The organism is Sphingomonas flavida, assembly GCF_036663655.1.
Classification (GTDB): domain Bacteria; phylum Pseudomonadota; class Alphaproteobacteria; order Sphingomonadales; family Sphingomonadaceae; genus Sphingomonas.
The window spans coordinates 204007-228921 of the sequence record NZ_JAXOJH010000005.1 but is presented as its reverse complement, the minus strand read 5'-3'; the positions used below and the strand labels follow the sequence as shown (position 1 = coordinate 228921).

The 24915-nt window shown below is 67.9% G+C and carries 28 protein-coding genes and 1 tRNA gene; 14 read left to right on the top strand and 15 right to left on the bottom strand.

What is annotated here, in order from left to right; translation table 11 throughout:
• Positions 1–69 precede the first annotated feature (69 nt).
• The 3 genes from U1703_RS08355 to U1703_RS08345 form a co-directional block, all read right to left on the bottom strand.
• Complete coding sequence (locus tag U1703_RS08355) at positions 70–2163, bottom strand: transglycosylase domain-containing protein (RefSeq protein WP_332785331.1); 2094 nt, start codon at positions 2161–2163, stop codon at positions 70–72.
• Positions 2164–2236: 73 nt separating this feature from the next.
• Positions 2237–3529, bottom strand: a complete 1293-nt coding sequence (locus U1703_RS08350; protein ID WP_332785319.1) for a dicarboxylate/amino acid:cation symporter — start codon at positions 3527–3529, stop codon at positions 2237–2239.
• 129 nt (positions 3530–3658) lie between these two features.
• A tRNA-Thr gene (locus U1703_RS08345) sits at positions 3659–3733 on the bottom strand.
• 84 nt (positions 3734–3817) lie between these two features.
• Here U1703_RS08345 and U1703_RS08340 point away from each other — a divergent pair.
• Positions 3818–3952: a hypothetical protein gene (locus U1703_RS08340; RefSeq protein ID WP_332785318.1), complete on the top strand. Its 135-nt coding sequence runs from the start codon at positions 3818–3820 to the stop codon at positions 3950–3952.
• Between the two features lie 6 nt (positions 3953–3958).
• On the opposite strand, the gene U1703_RS08335 is transcribed toward U1703_RS08340, so the two are convergent.
• Positions 3959–4414, bottom strand: a complete 456-nt coding sequence (locus U1703_RS08335) for a DUF3429 domain-containing protein (RefSeq protein ID WP_332785317.1) — start codon at positions 4412–4414, stop codon at positions 3959–3961.
• Between the two features lie 142 nt (positions 4415–4556).
• Between U1703_RS08335 and U1703_RS08330 the strand changes: the two genes are divergently transcribed.
• The 3 genes from U1703_RS08330 (at position 4557) to U1703_RS08320 (ending at position 7622) form a co-directional block, all read left to right on the top strand.
• Positions 4557–6485, top strand: coding sequence for a BCCT family transporter (locus tag U1703_RS08330; protein WP_332785316.1), 1929 nt, complete (start codon positions 4557–4559; stop codon positions 6483–6485).
• Between the two features lie 91 nt (positions 6486–6576).
• Entirely contained in the window at positions 6577–7044 is a 468-nt protein-coding gene (locus tag U1703_RS08325; RefSeq protein WP_332785315.1) for a nuclear transport factor 2 family protein, read from the top strand.
• Between the two features lie 2 nt (positions 7045–7046).
• The gene (locus tag U1703_RS08320) at positions 7047–7622 is read left to right on the top strand and encodes a TetR/AcrR family transcriptional regulator (protein ID WP_320451302.1); all 576 of its coding nucleotides are present in this window, start codon (positions 7047–7049) and stop codon (positions 7620–7622) included.
• Between the two features lie 3 nt (positions 7623–7625).
• On the opposite strand, the gene U1703_RS08315 is transcribed toward U1703_RS08320, so the two are convergent.
• The 5 genes from U1703_RS08315 to lgt all read right to left on the bottom strand — a co-directional run bounded on the left by U1703_RS08315 (position 7626) and on the right by lgt (position 12326).
• Complete coding sequence (locus tag U1703_RS08315; RefSeq protein ID WP_332785314.1) at positions 7626–8951, bottom strand: cystathionine gamma-synthase family protein; 1326 nt, start codon at positions 8949–8951, stop codon at positions 7626–7628.
• Between the two features lie 112 nt (positions 8952–9063).
• Positions 9064–9831 (bottom strand): peptidoglycan editing factor PgeF, encoded by a 768-nt coding sequence (gene pgeF / locus U1703_RS08310; protein WP_332785313.1) that lies wholly within the window; start codon positions 9829–9831, stop codon positions 9064–9066.
• The gene (locus U1703_RS08305; RefSeq protein WP_332785312.1) at positions 9828–10337 is read right to left on the bottom strand and encodes a GNAT family N-acetyltransferase; all 510 of its coding nucleotides are present in this window, start codon (positions 10335–10337) and stop codon (positions 9828–9830) included. The genes pgeF and U1703_RS08305 overlap by 4 nt, the downstream gene beginning before the upstream one ends.
• Entirely contained in the window at positions 10334–11416 is a 1083-nt protein-coding gene (locus U1703_RS08300; protein WP_332785311.1) for a class I SAM-dependent methyltransferase, read from the bottom strand. The genes U1703_RS08305 and U1703_RS08300 overlap by 4 nt, the downstream gene beginning before the upstream one ends.
• A 40-nt stretch (positions 11417–11456) precedes the next feature.
• Positions 11457–12326 carry a prolipoprotein diacylglyceryl transferase gene (lgt, locus tag U1703_RS08295; protein ID WP_332785310.1) on the bottom strand — a complete coding sequence of 290 codons (870 nt, stop codon included), beginning with the start codon at positions 12324–12326 and terminating at the stop codon, positions 11457–11459.
• 156 nt (positions 12327–12482) lie between these two features.
• On the opposite strand from lgt, the gene U1703_RS08290 reads away from it, so the two are divergent.
• The 4 genes from U1703_RS08290 (at position 12483) to phbB (ending at position 16769) form a co-directional block, all read left to right on the top strand.
• Positions 12483–12680 (top strand): hypothetical protein, encoded by a 198-nt coding sequence (locus tag U1703_RS08290; RefSeq protein ID WP_332785309.1) that lies wholly within the window; start codon positions 12483–12485, stop codon positions 12678–12680.
• Positions 12681–12734: 54 nt separating this feature from the next.
• A complete protein-coding gene (locus U1703_RS08285) occupies positions 12735–14948 on the top strand; it encodes a xanthine dehydrogenase family protein molybdopterin-binding subunit (RefSeq protein WP_332785308.1) in 2214 nt (737 codons plus the stop codon).
• Entirely contained in the window at positions 14948–15961 is a 1014-nt protein-coding gene (gene hemH, locus U1703_RS08280; RefSeq protein WP_332785307.1) for a ferrochelatase, read from the top strand. The genes U1703_RS08285 and hemH overlap by 1 nt, the downstream gene beginning before the upstream one ends.
• A gap of 85 nt (positions 15962–16046) precedes the next feature.
• The gene (gene phbB, locus U1703_RS08275) at positions 16047–16769 is read left to right on the top strand and encodes an acetoacetyl-CoA reductase (protein WP_056432167.1); all 723 of its coding nucleotides are present in this window, start codon (positions 16047–16049) and stop codon (positions 16767–16769) included.
• Between the two features lie 149 nt (positions 16770–16918).
• Here phbB and U1703_RS08270 read toward each other — a convergent pair whose 3' ends face one another.
• Positions 16919–17257, bottom strand: coding sequence for a glycine zipper 2TM domain-containing protein (locus tag U1703_RS08270; RefSeq protein ID WP_320451310.1), 339 nt, complete (start codon positions 17255–17257; stop codon positions 16919–16921).
• 407 nt (positions 17258–17664) lie between these two features.
• Here U1703_RS08270 and U1703_RS08265 point away from each other — a divergent pair, with 407 nt between their 5' ends.
• Positions 17665–18678, top strand: coding sequence for an esterase-like activity of phytase family protein (locus U1703_RS08265; RefSeq protein ID WP_332785306.1), 1014 nt, complete (start codon positions 17665–17667; stop codon positions 18676–18678).
• A 142-nt stretch (positions 18679–18820) separates the two neighbouring features.
• On the opposite strand, the gene rpmB is transcribed toward U1703_RS08265, so the two are convergent.
• Positions 18821–19129, bottom strand: a complete 309-nt coding sequence (rpmB, locus tag U1703_RS08260) for a 50S ribosomal protein L28 (protein ID WP_320451312.1) — start codon at positions 19127–19129, stop codon at positions 18821–18823.
• A gap of 151 nt (positions 19130–19280) precedes the next feature.
• Between rpmB and U1703_RS08255 the strand changes: the two genes are divergently transcribed.
• The 3 genes from U1703_RS08255 (at position 19281) to U1703_RS08245 (ending at position 20536) form a co-directional block, all read left to right on the top strand.
• Entirely contained in the window at positions 19281–19493 is a 213-nt protein-coding gene (locus U1703_RS08255; protein ID WP_332785305.1) for a hypothetical protein, read from the top strand.
• Positions 19494–19568: 75 nt separating this feature from the next.
• Positions 19569–19997, top strand: coding sequence for a nucleoside deaminase (locus U1703_RS08250; protein ID WP_332785330.1), 429 nt, complete (start codon positions 19569–19571; stop codon positions 19995–19997).
• Positions 19994–20536 carry an AAA family ATPase gene (locus U1703_RS08245; RefSeq protein ID WP_332785304.1) on the top strand — a complete coding sequence of 181 codons (543 nt, stop codon included), beginning with the start codon at positions 19994–19996 and terminating at the stop codon, positions 20534–20536. Before U1703_RS08250 ends, U1703_RS08245 begins: the two co-directional genes overlap by 4 nt.
• Here the strand turns inward: U1703_RS08245 and U1703_RS08240 are convergent.
• From U1703_RS08240 to U1703_RS08230, 3 genes are all read right to left on the bottom strand, one after another.
• Entirely contained in the window at positions 20494–20727 is a 234-nt protein-coding gene (locus tag U1703_RS08240) for a helix-turn-helix domain-containing protein (RefSeq protein WP_332785303.1), read from the bottom strand. The two genes, U1703_RS08245 and U1703_RS08240, sit on opposite strands and share 43 nt — an antisense overlap.
• Positions 20727–21068 (bottom strand): hypothetical protein, encoded by a 342-nt coding sequence (locus U1703_RS08235; protein WP_332785302.1) that lies wholly within the window; start codon positions 21066–21068, stop codon positions 20727–20729. Before U1703_RS08235 ends, U1703_RS08240 begins: the two co-directional genes overlap by 1 nt.
• 396 nt (positions 21069–21464) lie before the next feature.
• On the bottom strand, positions 21465–22142 hold the full coding sequence (locus U1703_RS08230) for a YiaD family glycine zipper/OmpA-like lipoprotein (RefSeq protein WP_320451317.1): 678 nt from the start codon (positions 22140–22142) through the stop codon (positions 21465–21467).
• A 144-nt stretch (positions 22143–22286) separates the two neighbouring features.
• Here U1703_RS08230 and U1703_RS08225 point away from each other — a divergent pair, with 144 nt between their 5' ends.
• Both U1703_RS08225 and U1703_RS08220 read left to right on the top strand, forming a co-directional pair.
• Positions 22287–23588: a hemolysin family protein gene (locus U1703_RS08225; protein WP_320451318.1), complete on the top strand. Its 1302-nt coding sequence runs from the start codon at positions 22287–22289 to the stop codon at positions 23586–23588.
• A gap of 207 nt (positions 23589–23795) precedes the next feature.
• Positions 23796–24335, top strand: a complete 540-nt coding sequence (locus U1703_RS08220; protein WP_320451319.1) for a hypothetical protein — start codon at positions 23796–23798, stop codon at positions 24333–24335.
• Here the strand turns inward: U1703_RS08220 and U1703_RS08215 are convergent.
• A complete protein-coding gene (locus U1703_RS08215; protein WP_332785301.1) occupies positions 24281–24907 on the bottom strand; it encodes a hypothetical protein in 627 nt (208 codons plus the stop codon). The two genes, U1703_RS08220 and U1703_RS08215, sit on opposite strands and share 55 nt — an antisense overlap.
• Positions 24908–24915: the final 8 nt, after the last annotated feature.

Sequence of the window (24915 nt, the reverse complement as noted above, 5' to 3'; positions counted from 1 at the left end):
CCGCTGATCCCCTGGCCGAACGGAAGCACCGATCGACGTTCGCCGCCGTCAGCTTGGCAAGCTTCTGCCCTACTCCTCGCCACCATCGCCTTCGTCGGGCCCACGGCGGTCGTCGGGGCGGCGATCGTCGGGGCCGGGGCCGACGGTGATCGACCCGTCCTCGCCAGTGCGCAGGTCGATGCCCAGCCCCTGGATGATCTCGCCCACCGGGTCGGCTTCTACGGGCACGGCGTCTTCGTCTAGGCCGTTGGTGATCGCGTCCGGATCGACCTCTTGCTGCACCACCGGCGCGGGCACCGGCGGGATGTCGAGCGCCGACTGCATGAAGGCACGCCAGATGCGCGCGGGCACGCCGCCGCCCGACAGGCCGGGATTGGGCGTATTGTCGTCATTGCCGACCCACACGCCCACCACCAGGTCGCGCGCGAAGCCGACGAACAGCGCGTCGCGCGAATCCTGCGTCGTGCCGGTCTTGCCATAGGCATCGACGGTCAGCAGCGCCTGCCGCCCCGTCCCCGTCTTGATCGAGGAGGACAGCAGGTCGAGCATCCCGTCATGCACCGCCGAGGAGAAGCCCGTCTTGCGATTGGTCAGCGACTGATACCAGCCCTTGTCCTTGACGTCGGACAGGCCGCGCGCGGCGACCGGATAGCTTTCATTGGCGACCGCGGCATAGGCGGCGGTCAACTCCAATAGGCTGACAGTCGAGGTGCCAAGGCCGATCGTCGCCTCGTTGGGGATCGGCGTCGTGATGCCCAGATCGCGTGCCGCCTTGATGACCGACTTCACGCCGACCGCCTGGGTCAGCCGCGCGGCGGCGACGTTGGACGAGCGGGCAAAGGCCTGGCGCAGCGTGATCTTGCCCAGATAGCGGCCATCGGCGTTGCGCGGCTTCCACCCGGCGATATCGACGGGCTCGTCCTCGATCGTCGAGTCCGGCGTCATGCCCGAGCGCAGTGCGGCAAGGTAGACGAACAGCTTGAACGCCGATCCGGGCTGGCGGCGGGCCTGGGTGGCGCGGTTGAACGGGCTCTTGGAATAATCCTTGCCGCCGACCATCGCCACGACGCGGCCATCGGGGCGCATCGCGACCAGCGCGACCTGCGCCTGGTTCAGCCCGGCGCTGCGCACCGCGCGCTCGGCAACCCGCTGCAACCGGGGATTGAGCGTCGTCTGGACGGTCGCCTCGGTCTTGATCTCGCCCGCCTGGTCGCGCGCCTCGGGCAGCACCCAGTCGGCGAAATAGGTGCCGCTGGGCAGCGTCTCGGGCCGGGAGGCGAGCACGCGTTGCGGCTGGACGGCGTCGGCCTCGCGCTTGGTCAGGAAGCCCGCATCCTCCATCGCCGCCACGACGACGGCCTGGCGTGCGCGCGCGCCCTTCAAATTGGTGGTGGGGGCCAGCCGCGACGGCGCCTTGACCAGTCCCGCCAGCATCGCCGCCTGGCCGATGTTCAGCTTGTCGGGGGTGCGGCCGAAATAATGCTTCGAGGCGGCGGTGATGCCGTACACATTGTCGCCGAAATAGACGTTCGACAGATAGCGCGAGAGGATCTCGTCCTTCGTCAGCCACGCCTCCAGCCAGAAGGCGATCATCGCCTCGCGGATCTTGCGGCCCGCCGTGCGGTCGGAATCGAGAAAGGCGTTCTTCGCCAGCTGCTGCGTGATGGTCGAGCCGCCTTCGCGCACGCCGCCCGATCCGAAATTGTGCCAGGCGGCGCGCAGGATGCCGCGCGGGTCGACGCCCCAGTGCGAATAGAAGCGCCGGTCCTCGATCGCCATGAACGCCTCGCGCACATGGGCGGGCAGCTTGGCCGCGTCGACCGGTGCACCGATGATCGAACCGCGCCGCGCGATCGGCGTACCGTCATCGGCGGTCAGCGTGATCGAGGGCGGGGTCGGCGGCTGGAGCGAGCGCGACAGCGGTGCGGTGATCGCCAGCCAGATGATCGCGATCACCAGCAGGATGATCCCCGCGCCCAGCCCCCGCATGATCCACCGGCCCCAGCGGATACGACGACGCGGGCGCCCCGTCTCCGGCGGTTCGTCGTCCGAGCCGAAGGACCAGCTCTGCGTCTCGGCGTCGTAGAGCGGATAATGGGGCCCGACCGGCTCGTACGGACGGTCCAGCGGGGTGCGGTCGGGATTGAACGGATCGGGGCGCATTACAGGGTTCCGGCGGTCGGCCACTCGCGTGTATTGCTCAACCAGAACACCGCGCGCAAGCTCATGCACGCGTTTACCCTGTTTGCGGCACCTCGGGCAAGCGGTCCGCGGGGGGCGTGTCCTGGATCAGCCCGGCGCGGTGCGCGACGATGGTCGGGACCAGCGCCTGGCCCGCCACGTTGATCGCGGTCCGCCCCATGTCGAGGATCGGATCGATCGCCAAGAGCAGCCCCGCGCCCTCCAGCGGCAGGCCCAGCGTCGACAGGGTCAGCGTCAGCATCACGACCGCGCCGGTCAGCCCGGCCGTCGCCGCCGAGCCCAGCACCGACACCAGCACGATCAGCACATAATCGCCGACATGCAGCGGCAGGCCGTAATATTGCGCGACGAACAGCGCCGAAATGGCGGGATAGATGGCGGCGCACCCGTCCATCTTGGTGGTCGCGGCAAAGGGTACGGCAAAGGCCGAATAGGCGCGCGGCACGCCTAGCCGCCGCTCGACCGCATCCTCGGTGACGGGCAGGGTGGCGATCGACGAGCGCGACACGAAGCCCAGCTGGATCGCGGGCCAGGCGGCGGCGTAGAAGCGTTTCGGCGACAGCCCGTTGGCCAGAAGAAGTAGCGGATAGACGACGAACAGCACGAGGCCGAGCCCGATATAGACGGCCAGCGCGAAGCTGCCGAGCGCGGACAGCGACTGCCACCCATAGCGCACGATCGCATTGCCCAGCAGCGCGCCCGAGCCGATCGGGGTCAGCCGGATGACCCAGGACAGGATGCGCCGGAAGATGGCGAGCGCGGAGGCGTTGAACGACAAAAAGCCCTCGCCCTTGTCGCCCACCCGAACGGCGGCGACGCCGATCGCGACCGCCATGACGATGATCTGCAGGATGTTGAACGACAGCCCGGTCTTGAGCGCGCCGTTATCGCCCGCGCTGGTCGAGGCGGACAGGCCCAGGATATTGGACGGGATCAGCCCGCGCAGGAAGTCGAGCCAGGAACCGGCCGTGTCGGGCCTGACCGCGCTGCCCGGTGCGATGCCCGCATGGAGGCCGGGTTGCAGGACGGTGCCCAGGGTCAGCCCGATGCTGACCGCGATCAGCGCGGTGATGGCGAACCAGATGAAGGTGGCGGCGACCAGCCGCGCGGCATTGTTCAGGTCGCGAAGCGCCGCGATCGAGGCCACGATGGCGGTGAACACCAGCGGCACGACCAGCACCTTGAGCAGCTGGACGAAGCTTTCGCCGATGATACGCAGCGCCTCGGCAAGGCCGGCGATACCTTGCGACCGGGCGAGCAGGCCCAGCAGCAGGCCGACGGCCATGCCGACAAACACCTGCGCCCCGAAGGAAAAACGGAATTTCATCCGACCATAGCTAACAAGCCGATGAAACGATCCCAACCAAGTTTTGTGTGGGGGGAGGAAAGCTCCCCATGTCCCGATCCCCGCTATCCCGCCCCGCATGGGGCTGGCCCGATCGGGCCTGGGGGAGAATGGTGCTGCCGGTGAGGATTGAACTCACGACCTCAGCCTTACCAAGGATGCGCTCTACCACTGAGCTACGGCAGCACTCGCGTTTGACCGCGGAAGCGCGCCTAGAGACGATCGGGCGGGCATTGTCAAGCGACCTTTGTGCGGATTATGCGAAATGCCATGGCAAAGGACGAACGCGCGGAGCGGCTGGCAGCGGCGCTCCGGGAAAATCTGAAGCGGCGAAAGGCCCAGGCCCGACAGGTGGACGAGGGTGAGGATATGCCCGCGCCCCCGCCGTCGGACGAGCGCGCCTGATCGTCGTCACATCACGCCGATCAGGCCGAGCAGGATCGTAGCAGCCCCGAGCCCGGTCGACAGGGCCAGCCGCAACCGGCCCCATCCCGGCATGTCGTGCACCCATCGCCCGATGCGGGCATCGACCAGGGGCGTCACCAGGATGACCGCGCCCAGGATCAGCAGCGCGACGCGCAACGACCCGCCGCCCAGCAACGGCGGCAACAATATGATCCACCCGATCAGGCTCGGCGCCACCGCCGCCACATAGGGGGTGACGCGGGGCTCCTGCCGAATCAGCGCTTCCATCCACCACAACCCGCCCAGGAACGACAGGATCAGCGCGGCATAGAGGCCCCCGGCGATCGTCGCGGGCAAAGTCAGGCGGGGGGCGACCAGCACAAGCGCGATGCACAGGATCGGCGGCAGGACCCCGGCGCCTCCCAGGATCAGCGGCGGTCGCGGCAGGGGGCGGGGCGTCATCCTATACCTCATGGTCGGCGGTGCGGTGCAGGGGATACGCGGACGACGGGCATTGGTTCACGGACGCCGCCGGAGGCCCTCGCGCGGCCCGCAAGGGGCGCGGCCATTCGCCATCTTTTCGAACCGATGCTAACCTGTTGATATGATAAAGAGTGAAATCAACCCGCGGGTCTTCTGGGGCGCGTCCGGGATCATCGCGCTTTTGCTGGTGACGACGCTGGCCATGCCGGGCACCGCCGACGCCGCGTTCAAGGCGGCACAGGCCTGGGCGATCGACACGTTCGGCTGGTTCTATATCGCGTCGGTCGCGGTCTTCCTGGTCGTCGTGCTGGCGCTGGGCTTTGGCCCCGCGGGCAAGTTGAAGCTGGGGCCGGACGATGCCGAGCCGGACTTTCCCTATCTGTCCTGGCTGGCCATGCTGTTCGCGGCGGGCATGGGCATCGGCCTGATGTATTTCGCGGTCGCCGAGCCGATCCAGCATTATATCTCGCCCCCCGAAGCGCCGCGCGGCACGATCCTGGCCGCGCGCGAGGCGATGGCGATCACCTTCCACCATTACGGCGTCCATGCCTGGGCGATCTATGCGCTGGTCGGCATGAGCCTAGCCTATTTCACCTATCGCAAGGACCTGCCGCTGACGATGCGGTCGGGCCTGTCGCCGATCCTGGGCAAGCGGATCAACGGGCCGCTGGGCGATGCGATCGATATCTTCGCGGTGTGCGGCACGGTCTTCGGCGTTTCGACCTCGCTGGGGTTCGGCGTATCGCAGATGACGGCGGGGCTGGCCTATGAATATGGCCTGCCCGACACGCTGACCGTCAAGATCGCGGTCATCGTGCTGGTGATGGGTGCGGCGACCCTGTCGGTGCTGAGCGGCGCGGACCGGGGCATTCGCCGCCTGTCCGAGCTGAACCTCGTCCTCGCCGTCCTGTTGATGCTGTTCGTCATGGCGGTCGGCCCCACGCTGTTCCTGCTGCGTGCGCTGGTGCAGAATTTCGGCCTGTATCTCGACCATTTCGTGAAGCGCACCTTCACTCTCTACGCCTATGAACCGCGCGCCTGGATGGCGGACTGGACGCTGTTCTACTGGGCGTGGTGGATCGCCTGGTCGCCGTTCGTCGGCATGTTCATCGCGCGTATCTCGCGCGGGCGGACCATTCGCGAATTCGTGATCGGCGTGCTGTTCGTGCCGACCGCCTTCACCTTCCTGTGGATGACGGTGTTCGGCAACACCGCGATCGCGCTCGACCTGGGCGGGGCGCATGGCGGCATCGCGGCGGCGGTGCAGGCGAACCTGTCGACCGCCTTGTTCAAGTTTCTGGAATATCTGCCCGCCGCCAGCGTTACCTCGACGCTCGCGATCGTGCTGGTCGGCTTCTTCTTCGTCACCTCGGCCGATTCGGGCGCGCTGGTCATCGACACGCTGGCCTCGGGCGGGACCGAGGAGACGCCGCGCTGGCAGCGCATGTACTGGTGCGTGCTGCTGGGGACCACCGCGACGCTGTTGCTGGTGGCGGGCGGGTTGGGCGCGTTGCAGTCGGCCACGCTGCTGGCCGCGCTCCCCTTCTGCTTCATCATGCTGTTGCTGGCGGTGGGACTGGTGCGCCAGACCAATGCCGATCTGGCGGGCGTCACGCTGCCCGGCGACAGCCCTGCCATCAGCGAGCGGATCAAGCGGTTGATCGTACCGGCCCGCCGCACCGACATCGTCGCGCAGATCCGCGCGCAGGGGGAGGCTGCGCTCCAAAGCGTGCAGGAGGCGATGGAGGCGGAGGGCTGGACCGCCAGTCGGCTGGAGAGCGAGGACGACCAGGTCGCGCTGACCATCACCGCGCGCGATGGTCGCCCCTTCGTCTATCGCCTGTCGCCCCGCTCGCGCCCGCTGGCCGCCTATACCGCGCTGGAGGCACCCGAACGCCGCCGCAGCCTGGCCTGGATGCTGGCCGCGCAGACCAATGGCGAGACGGGTTTTCGCGACCTGACCGGCTTCACCACCGGACAGATCGCCAACGACGTCCTGACCCAGCTCGAACGCTGGCGCCTGGCCGAGGCCAATCGTGGGGAAGGCTGATCGCTCCGCCGCTGAGGGCATGGGGCATTGCCCGAGGCGGCCATTCATTGTACCGATCGTTACAGTCGAGAATGAAGGATCGCAACACCGGATGACCGACCGCCCGCCGCTGCCACCGTTCACCACCGAAACCGCCGTCCAGAAGGTTCGCGCCGCGGAAGACGCCTGGAACAGCCGCGATCCGACACGTGTCGCACTGGCCTATACGCCCGACTGTCCCTGGCGGAATCGCGACCGGTTCCTGGCCGGGCATGACGCCATCGTCACATTCCTCCGCGACAAATGGGCGCGGGAGCGGGACTATCGCCTGATCAAGGAATATTGGGCGCATCAGGGCAGCCGGATCGCGGTGCGCTTCGCCTATGAATGGCATGATGCGGAGGGTCGGTGGTTCCGGTCCTATGGCAACGAGAATTGGGACTTTGCCGGGGACGGCCGGATGCGGCGGCGGATCGCGTCGATCAACGACCTGGCGATCACCGGGGAGGAGCGGCTGTTCCGCTGGCCGCTCGGACCGCGCCCGGTGGATTATCCCGGCTTAAGCGACCTGGGGCTGTAACCATGGCGCGGATGATCGCCGAGCGTGCCGATGCGCTGCCGGGCCTTGCCGAGGTGTTTCGCGAATATGGCTATGCCGGGGCCAGCCTGTCGCTGATCGGCACCGCGACCGGGCTGGGGCGCGGGAGCCTCTATCACTTTTTCCCCGGCGGAAAGCAGGAGATGGCGGCCGCCGTGCTCGCCGATGTCGCCGCCTGGTTCGACGCGGCGGTGTTCGTACCGCTGGAACAGGCGGAGGACCCGCGCGCCGGGATCGACGCGATGATGGTCGAGATCGACCGCTATTTCCGCTCCGGACAGCGCGCCTGCCTGATCGGTGCCTGGGGTCTGGGGGCGACCCGCGATCCCTTTGGCGAGCCGATCGCGGCCTATTTCCGGCGCTGGATCGCCGCGCTCCAGACGCGGTTGGTGCGGGCCGGGGTGGCGGAGGATCATGCCGCCACCTTGGCGCAGGACGTGGTCAGCGGCATCCAGGGTGCGGTCGTGCTGGCGCGCGCCCTGAACGACCCTTCGCTGTTCCGCGCGACGCTGGGGCGGCTGACGGCGCGGCTCTACACCGCGCTCGCCGCCGCCGCGTGAGGGTCAGATCGCGGCCAGCGCCTGTTCGCAATCGGCGATCAGGTCGTCGGCATCCTCCACACCGATCGAGATACGCACCAGATTGTCGGTGATGCCGAGCGCCGCCTTGCGCGCGTCGGGGACCGACAGGTGCGTCATCGCGGCGGGGTGGCTGGCCAGCGTCTCGGTCCCGCCAAGGCTGACCGCCAGCTTGGCGATGCGAAGCGCGTCGAGGAAGCGGAAGGATTCCGCCTCGCCACCCTTCAGATACAGCGAGAAGGTCGAGCCGCCGCCGGTGCAGTGACGGCGATAGATATCGGCCTGTCGCTCCAGCCCAGGCGTATCGGCCAGGAAGCCGAGATAGCCGACCCGCTCGACCTTCGGATGGTCACGCAGGAAGGCGCAGACCTTGGCCGCGTTTTCCCCGGCGCGGCTCATGCGCAGCTCCAGCGTTTCCAGCGAGCGGAGCAGCATCCAGGCGGTGTTGGGATCGCAGATCGTGCCGATGGTGTTGCGCATCGACCGGATGGTGGCGATGTGCGCCTTCGACCCCAGCACGCCGCCCGCGACCAGATCGGAATGGCCGCCCGCATATTTGGTCAGCGAATAGACGACCAGATCGGCGCCGTGCTTGAGCGGGCGCTGCCAGAGCGGGCCAAGAAAGGTATTGTCGATCGCGATCGGCGGCTTTTCGGGCATGTCGGCGAAGACCGCGTCGCGCGATGCGGCCACCGCCTCGATATCGACCAGCGCGTTGGTCGGGTTGGCGGGGCTTTCGAGATAGATCAGCGGCACCCGGCCGGTCGCGGCGGCCTTGGTCAGCACCGCGTCGATCTCCTCGCGCGTCGCGCCTGCGGGAAAGTCGAGCCACTGCACCCCGAACCGGCCCAGGATGCGCCCGATCAGCGTCTCGGTCGCAGCATAGAGCGGGCCCGAATGGACGATGACGTCGCCCGGCTGGACCATCGACAGGAACAGCGTGGCGATCGCCGCCATGCCGCTGGAGAAGGTCAGCGCATCCTCCGCCTCGTCCCAGATGGCCAGGCGATCCTCCAGGATTTCCTGGTTCGGTCCGTTGAAGCGCGAATAGACCAGCCCGTCGGCACCGCCGGGACGCTTGCCGGTGACTCCCTCGAAATGCCGCTTGCCCGCCGCCGCATTGGGAAAGACGAAGGTCGAGGTCAGGAAGATCGGCGGCTTCAGCGATCCTTCCGACAGCACGGGGTCGAAGCCATAGCCCATCATCAGCGTCGAGGGCTTCAGCTTGCGGTCGCCGATGCTCGTCACATCGCTCTTGGCGGCGGCCGGGCCCTGTTGTGGAACGCCGGTCAGATCGGATTCGGTCGGCATGTCGGTCTCCTCGGGAACGGATGCCGCTCTGTCGGCGGCCATGTCTCAAGGATAACGTGGCGGGCGGCTTTGGCGAGATGCTCAATCTTCCTGCCCTGAAAGGGGAGGAACTTCAGAGCGGGATGCCGATCAGCGAAATCTGGCGGCCATAGGATGGCTCGTCGCGGTGCGTCGAACGGCGGAAGCTGAAGAAGCGGTCCTCCTGCACATAGGTGTCCTCACCCAGCGCGGCCACGCGCGTGACCCCGGCGGCGGCGAGGCGGTGGGCGACATAGGCCTCCAGGTCGAACTGGTAGTGATCGGGCCGCGTCCCATCGGCGAAGAAGCGCTCATTCTCGGGGGCCTGTTCGGCGAAGCGGCGCAGGAAGGCGGCATCCACCTCATAGCTGGCGCGGGCGATGCACGGGCCGATCGCCGCCGCGATCCGTTCGCGCCGCGCGCCCAGCGCCTCCATGGCGAGCAGCGTCGCATCGGTGATGCCGCCCAGCGCACCCTTCCACCCGGCATGGGCCGCGCCGACGACACCCGCTTCGGCATCGGCGAACAGCACGGGTGCGCAGTCGGCGGTGAGGATGCCGAGCAGCAGCCCCGGCCGGTTGGTGACCAGTGCGTCGCCATGTGGGCGGATATCATCCTCCGGCGGGCTCAACACCGTCACCGCCTCGGCCGAGTGAATCTGATAGCAGGTGATCAGCCGCGCGCCCGGCAGCACCGCGTCGCGCGCGCGGGCCCGATTCTCGGCGACCGCCTCGGCATCATCCTGCGAGCCCAGCCCGACATTCAGCCCGCCGTGAATACCCGCCGACACGCCGCCGCGCCGCCCGAGAAAGCCGTGCGGGATCGCCTCCAGCAGGGGCGTGCGGAGTGCCTCGATGGTCATAGCGACAACCTCATGATCCGGTCCTCGTCGATCGTGTCGCCGACGGGAAAGTCGTAGCGGCCGATATCGACAAAGCCGTAGCGGGCGTAAAAGGCCTTGGCGCGGTGATTGTCGACATAGACCGACAGGATCAACTCGCGCGCGCCGCGCGTCCGGGCGGTGGCGATGGTCCAGTCCATCAGGACAGGGCCGACACCCGCCCCCAAATGGCTGGACGCGACATAGAGCTGGTAGAGTTCGACCGCATCCTCCGGCCATTCGCCGGGAAAGCCGACCGGGCCGATCTTGGCGAAACCGACGATCGCATCACCGTCCACGGCCAGGCGGATGGTGAAGTCGGGATGACCGATCTGGCTGGGCAGGCCGGTGGGGCCGAACGCTTCGGACAGAAAGGCGTTCAGGTCGGCGGGGGGATAGAGATGGCCGAACGTGTCGGTAAAGGCGGCCTGCGCCATCACGGCCAGCGCCTCGCCGTCACCGGGTATTGCGTCGCGATAGGCGATCATTCGCCATATCCCGCAGGCACCGGCCAGTCGGGGCGCGCCACCGCCAGCGCGCGGAACAGCGTGCCCATGTCCTGCATCAGGCGGTTGCGGTCGGCGAGCAGCGCATCACCGCGGTCGGGATGTGCACGGGCAAGCGCGGCGGTGCGCTGGTCGATGCCCAGCGCGCCCAGCAGGTCGCGCTGCGTCACCGGGCCGAAGGCGGCAAGCCCGGTGCCTTGCGCGGCGGCGGCCAGCGTCGTGAAATCGACATGCGCGCTCAAATCCTGTTCGCCGGGCCGGTCGAAGGGGTTGGCATAGGCATGGCCGCGCACCGCCTGCAGCGTGTCGGCGATGGCCGGACCCTCATAGCCGTAATCGACGATCAGCGCGGCCCCGCCCTGCGCCGCGATCCGGGCGGACAGACTGCGCATGATCGCGACGCTGGCGGGCGAAACCTCGATCACCGAACCGGCCTCCGCCTCGCGCAGCGGTTCGGGAATGATCTCGGGCGGGACGGGTGGTCCGGCGATCGGCAGGAACAACAGGTCCTGCGCCGCGACCAGCCGCTCATGCCAGCCATCGCCCCGCCGGACGAGCTGGCGGATGGGCATTGCATCGAAGAATTCGTTGGCGACGACGATCAGCGGGCGGTCGGTGGGGAGCGTCTCGACCGTGTCGTGCCACTGCGCATCGGCGACGCGCTCGGCTTGCGCGGTGCGCAGGCTCGCGCTGGTTTCGACGAAGTGGATGGTCGGGGTGAAGCCCGCCTTGGCCATCGCCCGCCGGGCATCGGCGGCCAGCGTGCCGCGCCCCGGACCCAGTTCGACCCAATAGGTCTCGGGCCGCCCCGCGCGGTCCCACAGGTCCGCACACCACAGGCCGACCAGCTCGCCGAACATCTGGCTGATCTCGGGACTGGTAGTGAAGTCGCCGCCCGCGCCCAGCGGATCGCGCGTGCCGTAATATTGCGCGTTGGCGGCGGCCATGAACTGCGCCACCGGGATCGGCCCGGCCAGCGCGATGGCGCGGGCGAGGCGTTCGGGCAGCGCGTCCTCCGGCGCGGGCTTGTGATCGGCGGGGGGGATCAGCGGGTTGGTCATGGCCTCGCTCTGCCGATCCCATCCCTTCGCCGCAAGAGGATCAGGAAATGCTGTCGGCCCCGGCAATCGGTTCGACCCGGACGCGACGCGCCTTGGCGGTGTTCATCAGGTACAGCCCGCCCAGGATCATCGGCACGCACAGCCACTGGCCCATATGCAGCCCGGTCACCTGCGCAAACGCGCGCAATTGCTGATCGGGCTCGCGGAAGAACTCGACGATGAAGCGCGCGATGCCATAGCCGAGCAGGAACAGGCCCGACAGCTTGCCCGGATCGTAACGCACCTTGGTCCGCCAGAAGGCAAAGCTCATGACCGCGAACAGCACCAGGCCCTCCAGCCCCGCCTCGTAAAGCTGGCTGGGATGGCGCGCCGGATCGACCAGGCCGAAGGGCACGGTACGCGGGAAGACGATCGCCCAGGGCGCGTCCGACGGCTTGCCCCACAGTTCGCCGTTCACGAAATTGGCCAGGCGGCCCAGGAACAGGCCGACCGGCGCGGTGCAGACCAGATAGTCGAGGATGCGCAGCCAGCTGAGCTTGTGCTTGCGGGCGAACAGGATGACGCCGATGCCGACGCCGATCGCGCCGCCATGGAAACTCATGCCGCCGTCCCACAGCCGGATGATCCGCAACGGGTGCAGGAACATGTCGGGCGCGTAGAAGATTACATAGCCGATGCGCCCGCCCAGGATGATGCCCAGCGTCGCATAGAAGACCAGATCGTCGGCATGGGTACGCGACATCGGCGCGCCCGGCCGGTCGAGCATCTTGCCCAGATACCACCAGCCGAACAGGATACCCGCGATATAGGCCAGGCTGTACCAGCGCAGCGTGAAGAAGCCGATCGAGAAGATGTCCGGGTGCAACCCCAGATCCTCGAACCGGATATGGCCGCCCGCGGCCGCAAGCATGGAGAGGATCAAGCGCGTTTCCCTTTCTGGTCCGCCCTCATAGAGCGGCGGGACGACAACACCAAGACCATGGCTTCGGTGCCGTTGGTGGGGCGAAGTCGAAGGTCATGCCAAAACGGTCGCTCTCATTCCGGACTCACGCAAAGCCGCGAAGACATGTGGTTCGCGCAGAGGCGCGGAGGACGCAGAGATGTCGAGCCCGGCCGCACGGCCGGTCTGCGCATCGCGAGCGGCATGGTCTTCCGGTCGCAAAGGCAGGACGCCTGCGCCGCCGATCCTTCCCTGCGTCCTCCGCGCCTCTGCGCGCAAAAAAACCTCGCGGCATTGCGCGAACAATCGACCCCGTCGTTCTGAGACAGCGAAACCCCCGGCTTGTCTGCCCATGCCCGTCGGCTAAGGCTGGCCGCGATGGAGTTCAGCAGGCGCAACATTCTCGTCGGCGGGGGCGCAGGGGTCGGGTTGCTGGTCGCCTGGGGCCTGTGGCCGCGCGCCTATCCACCGAACCTGACGGTCGCGCCGGGCGAGCAGGCGTTCGGGGCCTGGTTGAAGATCGGGCGCGACGGCATCGTCACGGTCGCGGTGCCGCAGGCCGAACATGGCCAGGGCATCGCCACCACGCTGGCGCAGGTGGTCGCCGACGAGTTGGGCGCGGACTGGCGCACGGTGGCGGTCGAGCCTGCGCCGATCAGCCCGCTCTACGCCAATCCGATCGGCGTCGACGCGCTGTTCGAAGGCGGGTTCGACCGGTTGCCCGAGGTCGTGCGCACCGAATGGCTGCGTCGCGACCGGGTGATGCTGACCGCCGGGTCGAGCAGCTTACGCATGTTCGAGGGCCCCGCGCGCGCCGCCGCCGCGACCGCCCGCGCGTTGATGGCACAGGCCGCCGCCCGGCGCTGGGGCGTGGACTGGAGCCTTTGCGAGGCCAGGGACGGCTTCATGACTCACGGCACGCAGCGGCTGCGCTTCGCCGAACTGGCCGAGGCGGCGGCGGGCGAGACGGTGCCGCAACCCCTGCCGCTGGGCAGCGGCGGGGCGGGGGCACTGGCGGGCAAGGACGTCCCCCGGCTCGATTCGCCCGCCAAGGTCGATGGCTCGGCCAATTTCACCGCCGATATCCGCCTGCCCGACATGGTCCATGTCGCGGTGCGCCACGCGCCGCTGGGCCGGACACGCGCGATCCGCATCGACCGCGCGGCGGCGATGAAGGTCCCCGGCGTCGTCGAGGTGATCGACGGCGGCGACTGGGTCGCGGTGGCGGCGGGGAGCTGGTGGATCGCGCAAAAGGGGCTGGATGCACTCGCCCCGCAGGCGGTCAGCGCAGGCACGGGGCCGACCGCCGCGGCGATCGCGCAAAGCCTCGCCGCCGCTTTGAAGGAAGACGGGCATAGCGTCGCCGCGCAGGGCGATGCCGAATCCGTGCTGGCGGGCGGGGGCCTGATCGAGGCCGACTATCAGGTCGGCACCGGCGTTCACGCCGCGATCGAGCCGCGCGCGGCGGTGGCGGCATGGCGGGACGGCGGGCTCGAACTCTGGGCGCCGACCCTCGCGCCCGAGCGCGCCAGGACGGTGGCGGCCGAGGCGGCGGGCGTGGCGGCGGACCGGGTGGTCGTCCATGCCATGCCGATCGGCGGCGGCTTCGGCATCGGGCTGGAGCATGAGGCGGTGGCGCAGGCGGCGATGATCGCGGCAAAGCTGAAGCGGCCGGTCAATGTCCAGTGGTCGCGCGCCGACGACCTGCGCCGCGACGCCTGGCGCGCGCCCGCCACCGCCCGGATGACCGCGCGGGTGGAGCAGGGGCGGCTGACCGCGTGGCGGGCGCAGATCGCGACCCCCGCCACCGGACAGGCGCTCGCCCGGCGGGTGATGCCCGGCGGAATGGTCCGGCTGGGGCTGAAGGGCGAGGGGCGGGGCGATGCCTATGCGATGGGTGGTGCGGTGCCCCCCTATGCCATCCCGGCCCTGTCGGTCCGCCATCACGTCGCCGCACTGCCGATCCCGACCGGCCATGTCCGGGGCGGGGCGCATGTCGCCAACTGCTTCATCACCGAATCCTTCATCGACGAATGTGCGCGGGCGGCCGGGGCCGATCCGCTGGCCTGGCGGCTCCGCCTGTTGGCGCAGGAGCCCCGGCTGGCGCGGTGCCTGTCGACCGCGGCGTCGCTGGGCGGCTGGGAAGGCGGCGCGGCGGGCAGCGGGCAGGGGATCGCTGGCCACGGCTTTCGCGGCAGCTATGTCGCGGTGCTGGCCGAGGCGCATCGCGACGCGAATGGGCGGCCGATCGTCGACCGGCTGGTCGCGGCGGTCGATTGCGGGCGCGTGGTGAACCCCGACATCGTGCGACAGCAGATCGAAGGCGGGCTGATCTTCGGCTTGGCGGCGTTGCGCGGCGGCGCGGTGGGCTTTGCCGATGGGATGGCCCAGCCGTCGCGGCTGGGCGCGCTGAACCTGCCGCGTCTGGCCGATACGCCCGACATCACGGTCGAACTGATCCGCTCCGACGACGATCCCGGCGGGGTGGAGGAGCTGGCGGTGCCGCCGGTCGCACCCGCCATCGCCAACGCGCTTGCCACCCTGCCCGGCTTCCCACGGATACGAAGCCTGCCGATGGAGTTGTCCGTCTGATGCTGCCTCCCGATCATCCGCCCGTCCCGCGTCCGAAGATCGGCGTGCTCCTGATAAATCTGGGCACGCCCGACGCGCCCGATCCTAAGTCGGTGAAGCGCTATCTGGGCGAGTTCCTGTCCGACCGCCGGGTGATCGAGATCCCGGCGCTGCTGTGGCAGCCGATCCTGCGTGGGATCATCCTGAATACTCGGCCGAAGAAGTCGGCCCATGCCTATTCGCTGGTGTGGCGCGACGACGGTTCGCCGCTGGCCGCGATTACCAGGGCACAGGCGGTGGCGCTGAAGGATAGCTTCGGTCCCGGTGTCATGGTCGACTGGGCGATGCGCTATGGCCGCCCCGCCATCCCCGACCAGATCCAGGCGATGAAGGATGCCGGGTGCGAGCGCATCCTGCTGGCCCCGCTCTATCCGCAATATTGCGCGGCGACGACCGCGACCGCGCATGACAAGGCGTTCGCGCATCTGGCGACGATGCGCTGGCAGCCCGCGATCCGCACCCTGCCGCCTTATTATGACGACGCGCTCTATATCGATGCGCTGAAGCAGCAGGTGGAGGCCCAGCTCGCGACGCTGGATTTCGAGCCCGAGGCGATCCTGGCCAGCTTCCACGGCATGCCGCAGCGTACGTTGGAGCTGGGCGACCCCTATCACTGCCACTGCCGCAAGACCGCGCGGCTGCTGGGCGAGGCGATGAAGGACACGCTGGCAGGGCGCGAGATGCTGGTCGCGTTCCAGTCGCGATTCGGCCGCGCCAAGTGGCTGGAACCTGCGACCGACACGGTGCTGAAATCGCTGCCGGGGCGCGGTATCCGCAAGGTGGCGATCCTGGCCCCTGGTTTCTCGGCGGATTGTATCGAGACGCTGGAGGAACTGGCGATTCGTGGTCGCGAAAGTTTCGAGGGGGCGGGCGGCACCCATTTCGCCTATCTACCGTGTCTTAACGACAGTGATGTCGGGATCGCGATGCTGCGGGGATTGATCGAACGCGAGCTTCGGGGCTGGTTGCCGTAACGTAATATTACATGGCGGCCGGTCTTCACCATTGCGGATCGCGCATGCCCCTTTTAAGCCACAATCTCAAAATGGGAGAGGTTGAATGGCTCGGGTTGCGATCGTGACGGGTGGTACGCGCGGTATTGGCGAGGCGATCAGCCTGGCCCTGAAGGAGGCGGGCGTGACCGTCGCCGCCAATTATGCGGGCAATGACGAGCGCGCGCGCGAATTCTCGGAGCGCACGGGCATCAAGGCGTATAAGTGGGACGTCGCCGATTACGACGCGGTGCAGGCCGGTGTCGCGCAGGTCGCCGAGGAACTGGGCCCGGTCGACATCGTCGTCAACAATGCGGGCATCACCCGCGACGGCACGCTGCTGAAGATGACCTACCAGATGTGGAAGGAGGTCATGGACACCAACCTGGGCGGTTGCTTCAACATGGCCAAGGCGGTGTTTCCCGGCATGCGCGAGCGCAAATGGGGTCGTATCGTCAATATCGGTTCGATCAACGGCCAGGCGGGCCAATATGGCCAGGTGAACTATGCCGCCGCCAAGTCGGGCATCCACGGCTTTACCAAGGCGCTGGCGCAGGAAGGCGCGCGCGTCGGCGTGACCGTGAATGCGATCGCACCCGGTTACATCGACACCGACATGGTCGCCGCCGTCCCCGCCGACGTGCTGGAAAAGATCGTCGCCAAAATCCCGGTCGGCCGCCTGGGCCAGGCGCACGAGATCGCGCGCGGCGTCGCCTTCCTGTGTTCGGACGAGGCGGGCTTCGTCACCGGTTCGACCCTGTCGATCAACGGCGGCCAGCATATGTACTAAGGGCTTTCCTTCCCTCGCAGGGGAAGGATGTCAGTGGCAGCAAAAACGCCGACCTCCAATTAAGGAGATCGGCGTTCCGTTCTCGATACGCTACGCGAGAAATATGGGGGCGGGTGGGGCGGATACAGGCCCCGCCCGCCCGAACTGTTTTAGCGGCAATAGCCCGGACGGCCCGACCGCTCGATCGCGCGGCCCGCCAGGGCGCCGGCACCGCCGCCGATCAGCGTGCCCAGCGTGCGATCGCCCTGGGTGTCGATGGTCCGGCCCAACAGGCCGCCCGCCACCGCGCCGACGATCGTGCCGGTGGTGCCCGAACGGCGGCACTTGCTGGCCTGATACTCCGCCCGTGCGCCGTCGCTATAGCCCCGGTTGTACCGGTCGGCATGATAGGCCCGGCGATAGCGGTGCGCATCCGCGGCGGTCGCGGGCAGCACGGCGCCGCCGATCATCGCCAGGGTGGTCGCCGCCAGGGTCAGGGTCTTCATCATGGGTTCACTCCCGAAACTCGTGTCGATCGACGGTCCCTCCGTCGTCGTTGCCCTGCTTCTGGGTGATTCGCGTTGAGCCTTTCCTGAATGTCGCGGTTATCCGCCGTTCAGGTGGCGGGTTGGCTCAGGTCCCGGTGATTGCCGCACGGGTCCTCGAAGACCGCCACGATGCCACGGGGCTTGCGCTGTGGCGGAACGACGAAGCGCAAGCGGCCGTCTAGATAGCCAGTAGTCGCGTGCCGACCACACGGGCCAGCAACCGCCTCGCGGCGGCAGGATCGGGGGCGAGGACGCCTCGGCTTTTGTCGTTGTCCGGCACGGACGTCAGGGACGGGGGACGCGACATAGGGACCATCCTGCTTCGGGATTGGGGCTGTCGTGCTGCGCTGCACCGCGTATGAGGCGCCATGCGCGTCCTCCTGTCCTGCCTGTTGATGCTGGCCCTGGTGCCCGGCTGGTCCGGGCGTGATCGCTTGCCGCTGTTCGACGGGCGGGCGCAGATGGATGTGCGGCCGGTGCAACTGGACCCGAACGATTCCAACCATCGCCGGATCGGTGCGCTGACCTATCTGGGCGGGGTGACGCTCAGCAGCCGCGCACGCGCCTTTGGCGGCTATTCCTCATTGGCGGTGCAGGGTGATCGTTTCACGCTGCTCAGCGACGGCGGCAACATCGTCCAGTTCGCAATGGGGGCCGACTGGCAACCACACGGCCTGCGTTTCGGCGATCTGCCCGCCGGGCCCGGCACCGGCTGGCTCAAGTCCGATCGCGACAGCGAGTCGCTGGCCGTCGATCCGCAGACGGGGCGTTTGTGGGTCGGGTTCGAGAATTTCAACCAGATCTGGCGCTACGCCCCCGGCTTCGCCCGGGCGGAAGGCTATATCGCGCCCCAGGCGATGAAGGGCTGGCCCAGCAATGGCGGACCCGAATCGCTCGCCCGCCTGCCCGACGGCCGATTCGTTACGATTTCGGAGGAAGCGATCGTCCCGTGGAAAGCCTGGCAGGTCCCGTTGGCGATCCGGCGCAACACGCGCCAGGGGCTGATCTTTCCGGGCGATCCGCTGAAGGGGCGGGCGCGCGCCTTTGCCTATCATGTGTCGCCCGATCACGACGTCGCCGACGTCGCCGCGCTGCCCGATGGCTCGCTGGTCGTCGTCGAACGGCGTTTCCGGCTGCCCTTCCGCTTTTCGAATCGCATCATGCTCGTGCCTGCCGATCAGGTCTCCCCCAGGCGGGTGGCGCGCGGGCGACTGATCGCCGAGCTCGACTGGCCGATGATCCACGACAATTTCGAAGGGGTGGCGGTGACCCAGGAGGCGGGCCAGACCATCCTGTGGCTGGTGTCCGACGACAACCAGCTGTTCCTGGAGCGCAGCTATCTGCTGAAATTCCGTCTGGACCGCATCGCCGTGGGGCGGTGATTCGCGGTGGTTTCCGCGTGGCCTTAGCCTGAGCGAAATCGAACCGCGCCCCGCACTCACCGCAGCCACGCTAATCCACAACGACGAAAACCCGCCGCTCCAGGGAGCGGCGGGTTTCAACCCGTCAACCGACCGTCGCGAATTACGCGGCGGCGGCTTCGGTCTTGGCGGTGGCCAGCTTCTTGACGACGTCGCGCTTCAGGCGACGCACGCGCAGCGAGAGCAGATCGTCCGAGGTCTTGACCAGCCAGTTGTCCAGGCCGCCATTGTGCTCGACCGAACGCAGGCCGTGGGTCGAGACGCGCAGGCGCACGCTCTTCTCCAGCGAATCGGAAATCAGCGTCACGTTCTGCAGGTTCGGCAGGAACGTACGCTTGGTCTTGTTGTTGGCGTGGGAAACATTGTTGCCCACCTGCCGGCCCTTGCCGGTCAGCTCGCAAATGCGCGACATGATCGTTATCCTGGTTTCAGGCAATGCCCGGAAAGGCCGCGCGATTACCGCGTCCTGGCGCCGTCGTCAACCGATTCCCCAATCGAGGGTGTGCAACCGGGCTCTTGGTTGTGGCGTTGTTACGGCAACGAACCACTTGGGAGCCAGAACCATGCGTGCCTTTCTTGTCCTTATCGGCATCGTCCTTCTTCTGGCCGCAGGGGCCATGGCCATGGGTTGGATCAGCATCGACCAGACCCGTCCCGCCGTCGTCCAGGCCCCGACCTTCCGTGCCGAGGGGCCCAAGGTTTCGGTCGGCACCACCCAGAAGACGGTCGAGGTGCCGACGGTGAAGGTCGAGAAGCCCGCCGACAACGCCCGGTAAGCGGGGCGATTCGCTCCCCTTGCTCCGCCGACCGACGCGGGGCAGGGAGGGGTGATGTTTCCGCTTCCCGCCCCGATGCGCGCCGCGCTCGATGCCGCTGCCCATGCTGGGGCGGGTGGCGAGGTGCCGGTGGGGGCGGTGATCGTGCGCGACGGCGTCATCGTCGCGACGGGGGCCAATGCCCCGCGTCGCCTGCACGATCCGACCGCCCATGCCGAGATCCAGGCGATTCGCGCCGCCGCCGCCCTGCTGGGCCGCGACCGGCTGGAAGATTGCGACCTTTGGGTCACGCTCGAGCCCTGCGCGATGTGCGCGGGCGCGATCGCTCATGCCCGCATCGCACGGCTCTATTACGGGGCGAGCGACAGAAAGGGCGGGGCGGTCGAGCATGGCCCGCGCTTCTTCTCGCAGCCCACCTGCCACCACCGGCCCGAAATCTATGCCGGGATCGGGGAGGGCGAGGCGTCGACGCTGCTGCGCGATTTCTTCGCCGCCAAACGATGACGAATCGCATGTGGACGATCAACCCGGACGATCTGCTGGAGACGCCGGAGGGGCGCATCTGGACGCCCGAGCGCAATGCGGCGGCGTGGGCGCAATGCTATGCCGCGCTGGCGCAGGCGATCACGGACATGGCGGGCGACGCCCGCGTCATCCTGGTCTGCGGCATTCAGGGGGCGGGCAAGACGAGCTGGATCGCGACTCAACCGCCGGTGCCCGGTGTCCTCTATTTCGACGCAGCCCTGCCCGGTATTCGTCACCGGGCGAAAATCATCGCCATCGCCCGCGATGGCGGCGCGGCGATCGAGGCGGTGTGGATCGACACGCCGCTCGCCACGGCCCTGGCGCGCAATGCAGGCCGATCACCGGACAAGGTCGTACCCGCCGACGCGATCCGGTCGGTCGCCGCGCAGTTCGAGGGCCCGTCGCTGGCGGAGGGGTTCGACCGCATTCGGGTCTACAGCGGCGAACCCCTGGCGCTGTGGCAGGATAGCGTGGCTCAATCCGGGTCGGGATTGAGGTCGTCGTCCGAGAGTTCATAGGACAACAGGTCGCCCGGCTCGCATTCCAGATAGCGGCAGATGGCGGCCAGCGTCGCGAAGCGAACGCCCTTCACCTTGCCCGATTTCAGCAGCGACAGGTTCGATTCGGTGATGCCGATCGCCTCGGCCAGTTCCTTCGAGCGTATCTTGCGCCTGGCCAGCATGACGTCGAGTTGAACGATCACCGGCATCAGACGAACCGCTCCAGATCGCGCTGCGCCTCGAGGCCCGCCTCCAGCGCCCAGACCGTGGCATAGGCGGCAACGGTCAGCATCAGCGCGGTGCCGATGTCGAGCATGTCGACGGTGATCGCCCATTGGCGGCCCTCCGGGGTGCCCGGCGACAAAAGGCTGACTGTCAGACTGTCCGACAGCGGCCGCCCGATCGCCCAGATCATCGCCGCCAGCGATGCGCGCCGCAGCCAGGGCAGTGCTTCGGCCAGCGGTTCGCGCCGCTTGCCGCCCAGGCGTCGCAGGGCGAGCCCGATACTGAACAGCATCAACGCGAAGGGACCTTCATCCAGTGCGGTCACGCCGATCATTCCGGTGCGGACGCTGGGGCGGTGATGCTGGCGCTGCTGCTCGCCATCGCGACGCCGGGGCAGGCGGTGCCGCCGCCGCCCGCATCGGACGACATCGTGGTCACCGGACAACGGCTGAAGGACTTGCGGATCGTGACCAGGACGGATCGCAGGACGGTATCCGTCGATGCATCTTCAAGCGGCGCAGCGGCGATGCCCAACTCGACGACTATATCTGTGCGGGAATGTTGGACTGCGCGGCGAAGGTGCAAAAGGTCGAAGATGTCCGCCCCTGCATGGAGCCGGTCTTCGCGGCGGTCCTGCCCAATATGAAATGGCGCGGGTCATGAGGAAAGGGGGCCGTGCGGCATCCCGCACGGCCCCCTTTTTGCGGTCAGGCGTCAGCGATCAGCGCAGGTCGCCCTCGCGAATCGGCACGATCTTGATCTCGACGCGGCGGTTGGCGGCGCGGCCTTCCTCGGTGTCGTTCGACGCGATCGGCTGCGACTTGCCGAAGCCGCGCGTGCCGATGCGGGCGGGCTGCACCCCGCGCGAGGCGAGATAGTCGGCGACCGACGTCGCGCGCTGTTCGGACAGGCGCTGGTTATAGGCGTCGCTGCCGGTCGAATCGGTGTGGCCGTACACGTCGATATAGGTCTGCTTATACTGCGACAGGATGTCGGCGACCTGATCCAGCGTCTGGCGGAACTGCGGCTGCACCTGCGCCGAGTTATAGGCGAAGGTGATGCCCGACGGCAGGTTCAGCAACAGGTCGTCGCCCTGGCGAACCACCTGCACGTCGGTGCCCGCGGTGCGTGCGCGCAGGTCACGCTCCTGCTTGTCCATATAGGCGCCGATGCCGGCACCCGCGAGGCCGCCGATCCCTGCACCCAGGATCTTCTCGGTCCGGTCGCGACGACCGCCGACCAGATCACCCAGCAGATAGCCACCGACCGCACCGCCCAGGCCGCCGATCGCGGCCTTGGACAGGCGGCGCTCGCCCGTCTCCGGGTCGGTGGTGCAGGCCGAGGTGACGACGAGCGCGGACAGCGCGGCGGCGGTCAGAAACTTGGGCGGCAGTCGCATAAACATGATCCTTGTTATTTCTGCACGGCGTCTCGTCCCCCGGAACGCCGTGTCGCGTGGCCTTGTTCCGCAACCGAACTGAACGGAAGATGACGACAGGAGTTGTCGAAGGCCCTCCCGCCCCGCTATGAGCACCCTATAACGATGGCACCGCTGCCCCCCTTTCCGTGGATCGACGTCCTCATCATCTTCGCGCTTGTCGCGTTGAACGGGGTATTCGCAATGAGCGAGCTGGCGATTGTGTCGTCCAGGCGCGCCCGTCTGGACGCGATGGCGCGTAGCGGACGAAAAGGCGCGCAGGCCGCGCTGACCCTGGCCGCCGACCCCGGCAAGTTCCTGTCCACCGTCCAGATCGGCATCACCCTGACCGGTATCATCGCGGGCGCCTATTCGGGCTCCAGCCTGGGCACGCCGACCGCCGCACGGCTGGAGGCGCTGGGCATCGCGCCCGCGACCGCCGCGACGCTGGGCTTTGCGCTGGTCATCGGGCTGACCACCTATGCGTCGTTGATCCTGGGCGAACTCGTCCCCAAGCAGTTCGCGCTGCGCAAGCCCGAGCCGATCGCCGCCTTCGTCGCCGTCCCCATGCGCTGGCTGGCGGTGGGCACCGCGCCGATCGTGTGGATCCTCGATTCGACCAGCGGCGTGATCTTCAAGCTGCTGGGCCTGAACCGCGACAATGAAGACCAGGTGACCGCCGAGGAACTGCACCTGATCGTTGCCGAGGCGTCCAAGTCGGGCGTGATCGAGGAGCATGAACGCTCGATCATCTCGGGCGTGGTGCGGCTGGCCGACCGGCCGGTGCGCGAGGTGATGACGCCGCGTACCGAGATCGACTGGCTCGACTGCACGCTGGGCGACGAGGCGATTCGCGCCAAGCTGCTCGAAAGTCCGCGCACCCGCCTGCCGGTGGGCGAGGGGTCGATCGACGCGGTGGTCGGCGTGGTCCAGGCGCGCGACATCGCCATGGCGCTGTTCCGGGGCGATCCGCTCGACCTGAAGCAGCTGATGCGCAAGGCGCCCGTGGTGATCGACCGGATCGACGCGATGGACGTGCTGCTGGCGCTGCGCCAGGCCGAGGTGCCGATGGCGCTGATCCATGACGAATACGGCCATTTCGAAGGGATCGTGACCCCGGCCGACCTGCTCGCGGCGATCGCGGGCGAGTTCGCGTCGGATGCCGATCCGGGCGAAGCCCCCTCGGTCGTCGAGCGCGACGACGGCTCGCTGCTGGTGGCGGGTACGATGGCGGCGGATGCGCTGGCCGACCGGCTGGGCATCGACCTGCCCGACGACCGCGACTATGCGACCGTCGCGGGTCTGGCACTGGCGGTCTTCCGCCACCTGCCGGGCGAGGGCGAGAGCTTCGTCGAGCAGGGCTGGCGGTTCGAGGTCGTCGATCTCGACGGGCGGCGTATCGACAAGCTGCTGGTCAGCCAGGCTTAGGGGCCGTCTCCGACTGGACGCCTGCTATACGTGTCGCAGCCCTTCTGTTCTCAGATTCCTATACTTACGCCAAGGGCTTACTCAGCTCCTCACCCCGGCTCCGAAGGCAAGGGGCGCCTGTCCAGGGGAGAGGGAATATATGCCGATCGACTCTGTCACGTTGAAAGCGCCCTTGTGTGGCATCGATGATGGCAGCAATCTGCGGCGATGATCACGCTGCTGCTCGCCATGTTGTCGATCGCCGAAACCGGTGCCGCCGCGCGGCCCTGTATTCCGATTGCCTCGGACAATTTGGCACCCACATCGTCGGCCGTCGCCGACCATCAGGCCCTTCGCAAGGCAATGGGCGAACCGATGCCGCACGCGCGGACGATGGTCATGCTACACGGTCGCGGTGGGCATCTTTCGACCGAGGAATACAGCATCGTCCTGGCCCGCGGGGGTGATGGCACTTGGCACGGAACCGCGGTCGGGCGCAGCCAGATCTGGGTGAAGGATGCGCCCTATAGCCCCATGAAGCGGATCGAGTGGGCGCTTGACAGGAATAAGGGGCGGGAATTGGACGCAGCACTCTCACGCCGTTGTCCGTTCGATCGCTCCGCCGCAGGGGTAGACACGTCCACGCCGCCGCCCCGCGGCCTCATCTCCGAGCGGATCGATGTGATTCAGGCAGGGCGAACCCCAGTGACTTATTATGCAACGCAGGGAGACGGGAAGATCGCCGCGCTGATCCGCCCGCCCCAATGACAGGTCAGCCGCGTCTTCACCACCCGGATCGGCGTCGTGCACGTCTCGTAAGCTTCCTTGTAGGACTTGTTCCAGCATCGCGCGAAGCCATCGAGCACGTTGAGGTTCATCGGCCAGCGGATCGGGATCGGTTTTCCGTCGGGCCCGCGCGGGTCGAAGCCGGCTGGCTTGGGCAGCGCGGCGAGCGCGGCATGCGCCCTGTCGAACGCGACCCGGTCGCGCTTGAGAAACGCGATGCTGCCGTCGACATAGAGGTTCCAGCCCATGCCGTGATCCTCCTCGGCACTTTTGCGCGATCGTTCGAACAGCGCGATCGCCGCGGCGTTCTGGCCCAGGTCGGCGCGCAACTGGCCCTCATGCCAGTATAGGATCGTGGCATTACGCTGCGGCGTGTTGGCCTCCCGCCAATCGCGGATCAGGTCGGCGGCTTCGGCTTCGCAGCCTCTCATCGACAGCGCCCGCCAGCCGCCCGTCATATCCTGATCGAACGCCTGCTGGGGCAGCTTCAGGATCGCGGCCCGGTCATAGGTGCATTCGGGCGCGGCGGCGGTGAGCACCAAGGCGATCAGCATGGCATCTT

Bases quoted from the DNA above. Each gene is read 5' to 3' on its own strand.
- U1703_RS08355 (WP_332785331.1), bottom strand. From the start codon at position 2,163: ATGCGCCCCGATCCGTTCAATCCCGACCGCACCCCGCTGGACCGTCCG.
- U1703_RS08350 (WP_332785319.1), bottom strand. From the start codon at position 3,529: ATGAAATTCCGTTTTTCCTTCGGGGCGCAGGTGTTTGTCGGCATGGCC.
- U1703_RS08340 (WP_332785318.1), top strand. From the start codon at position 3,818: ATGGCAAAGGACGAACGCGCGGAGCGGCTGGCAGCGGCGCTCCGGGAA.
- U1703_RS08335 (WP_332785317.1), bottom strand. From the start codon at position 4,414: ATGACGCCCCGCCCCCTGCCGCGACCGCCGCTGATCCTGGGAGGCGCC.
- U1703_RS08330 (WP_332785316.1), top strand. From the start codon at position 4,557: ATGATAAAGAGTGAAATCAACCCGCGGGTCTTCTGGGGCGCGTCCGGG.
- U1703_RS08325 (WP_332785315.1), top strand. From the start codon at position 6,577: ATGACCGACCGCCCGCCGCTGCCACCGTTCACCACCGAAACCGCCGTC.
- U1703_RS08320 (WP_320451302.1), top strand. From the start codon at position 7,047: ATGGCGCGGATGATCGCCGAGCGTGCCGATGCGCTGCCGGGCCTTGCC.
- U1703_RS08315 (WP_332785314.1), bottom strand. From the start codon at position 8,951: ATGCCGACCGAATCCGATCTGACCGGCGTTCCACAACAGGGCCCGGCC.
- pgeF (WP_332785313.1), bottom strand. From the start codon at position 9,831: ATGACCATCGAGGCACTCCGCACGCCCCTGCTGGAGGCGATCCCGCAC.
- U1703_RS08305 (WP_332785312.1), bottom strand. From the start codon at position 10,337: ATGATCGCCTATCGCGACGCAATACCCGGTGACGGCGAGGCGCTGGCC.
- U1703_RS08300 (WP_332785311.1), bottom strand. From the start codon at position 11,416: ATGACCAACCCGCTGATCCCCCCCGCCGATCACAAGCCCGCGCCGGAG.
- lgt (WP_332785310.1), bottom strand. From the start codon at position 12,326: ATGCTTGCGGCCGCGGGCGGCCATATCCGGTTCGAGGATCTGGGGTTG.
- U1703_RS08290 (WP_332785309.1), top strand. From the start codon at position 12,483: ATGTGGTTCGCGCAGAGGCGCGGAGGACGCAGAGATGTCGAGCCCGGC.
- U1703_RS08285 (WP_332785308.1), top strand. From the start codon at position 12,735: ATGGAGTTCAGCAGGCGCAACATTCTCGTCGGCGGGGGCGCAGGGGTC.
- hemH (WP_332785307.1), top strand. From the start codon at position 14,948: ATGCTGCCTCCCGATCATCCGCCCGTCCCGCGTCCGAAGATCGGCGTG.
- phbB (WP_056432167.1), top strand. From the start codon at position 16,047: ATGGCTCGGGTTGCGATCGTGACGGGTGGTACGCGCGGTATTGGCGAG.
- U1703_RS08270 (WP_320451310.1), bottom strand. From the start codon at position 17,257: ATGATGAAGACCCTGACCCTGGCGGCGACCACCCTGGCGATGATCGGC.
- U1703_RS08265 (WP_332785306.1), top strand. From the start codon at position 17,665: ATGCGCGTCCTCCTGTCCTGCCTGTTGATGCTGGCCCTGGTGCCCGGC.
- rpmB (WP_320451312.1), bottom strand. From the start codon at position 19,129: ATGTCGCGCATTTGCGAGCTGACCGGCAAGGGCCGGCAGGTGGGCAAC.
- U1703_RS08255 (WP_332785305.1), top strand. From the start codon at position 19,281: ATGCGTGCCTTTCTTGTCCTTATCGGCATCGTCCTTCTTCTGGCCGCA.
- U1703_RS08250 (WP_332785330.1), top strand. From the start codon at position 19,569: ATGCGCGCCGCGCTCGATGCCGCTGCCCATGCTGGGGCGGGTGGCGAG.
- U1703_RS08245 (WP_332785304.1), top strand. From the start codon at position 19,994: ATGACGAATCGCATGTGGACGATCAACCCGGACGATCTGCTGGAGACG.
- U1703_RS08240 (WP_332785303.1), bottom strand. From the start codon at position 20,727: ATGCCGGTGATCGTTCAACTCGACGTCATGCTGGCCAGGCGCAAGATA.
- U1703_RS08230 (WP_320451317.1), bottom strand. From the start codon at position 22,142: ATGCGACTGCCGCCCAAGTTTCTGACCGCCGCCGCGCTGTCCGCGCTC.
- U1703_RS08225 (WP_320451318.1), top strand. From the start codon at position 22,287: ATGGCACCGCTGCCCCCCTTTCCGTGGATCGACGTCCTCATCATCTTC.
- U1703_RS08220 (WP_320451319.1), top strand. From the start codon at position 23,796: ATGATCACGCTGCTGCTCGCCATGTTGTCGATCGCCGAAACCGGTGCC.
- U1703_RS08215 (WP_332785301.1), bottom strand. From the start codon at position 24,907: ATGCTGATCGCCTTGGTGCTCACCGCCGCCGCGCCCGAATGCACCTAT.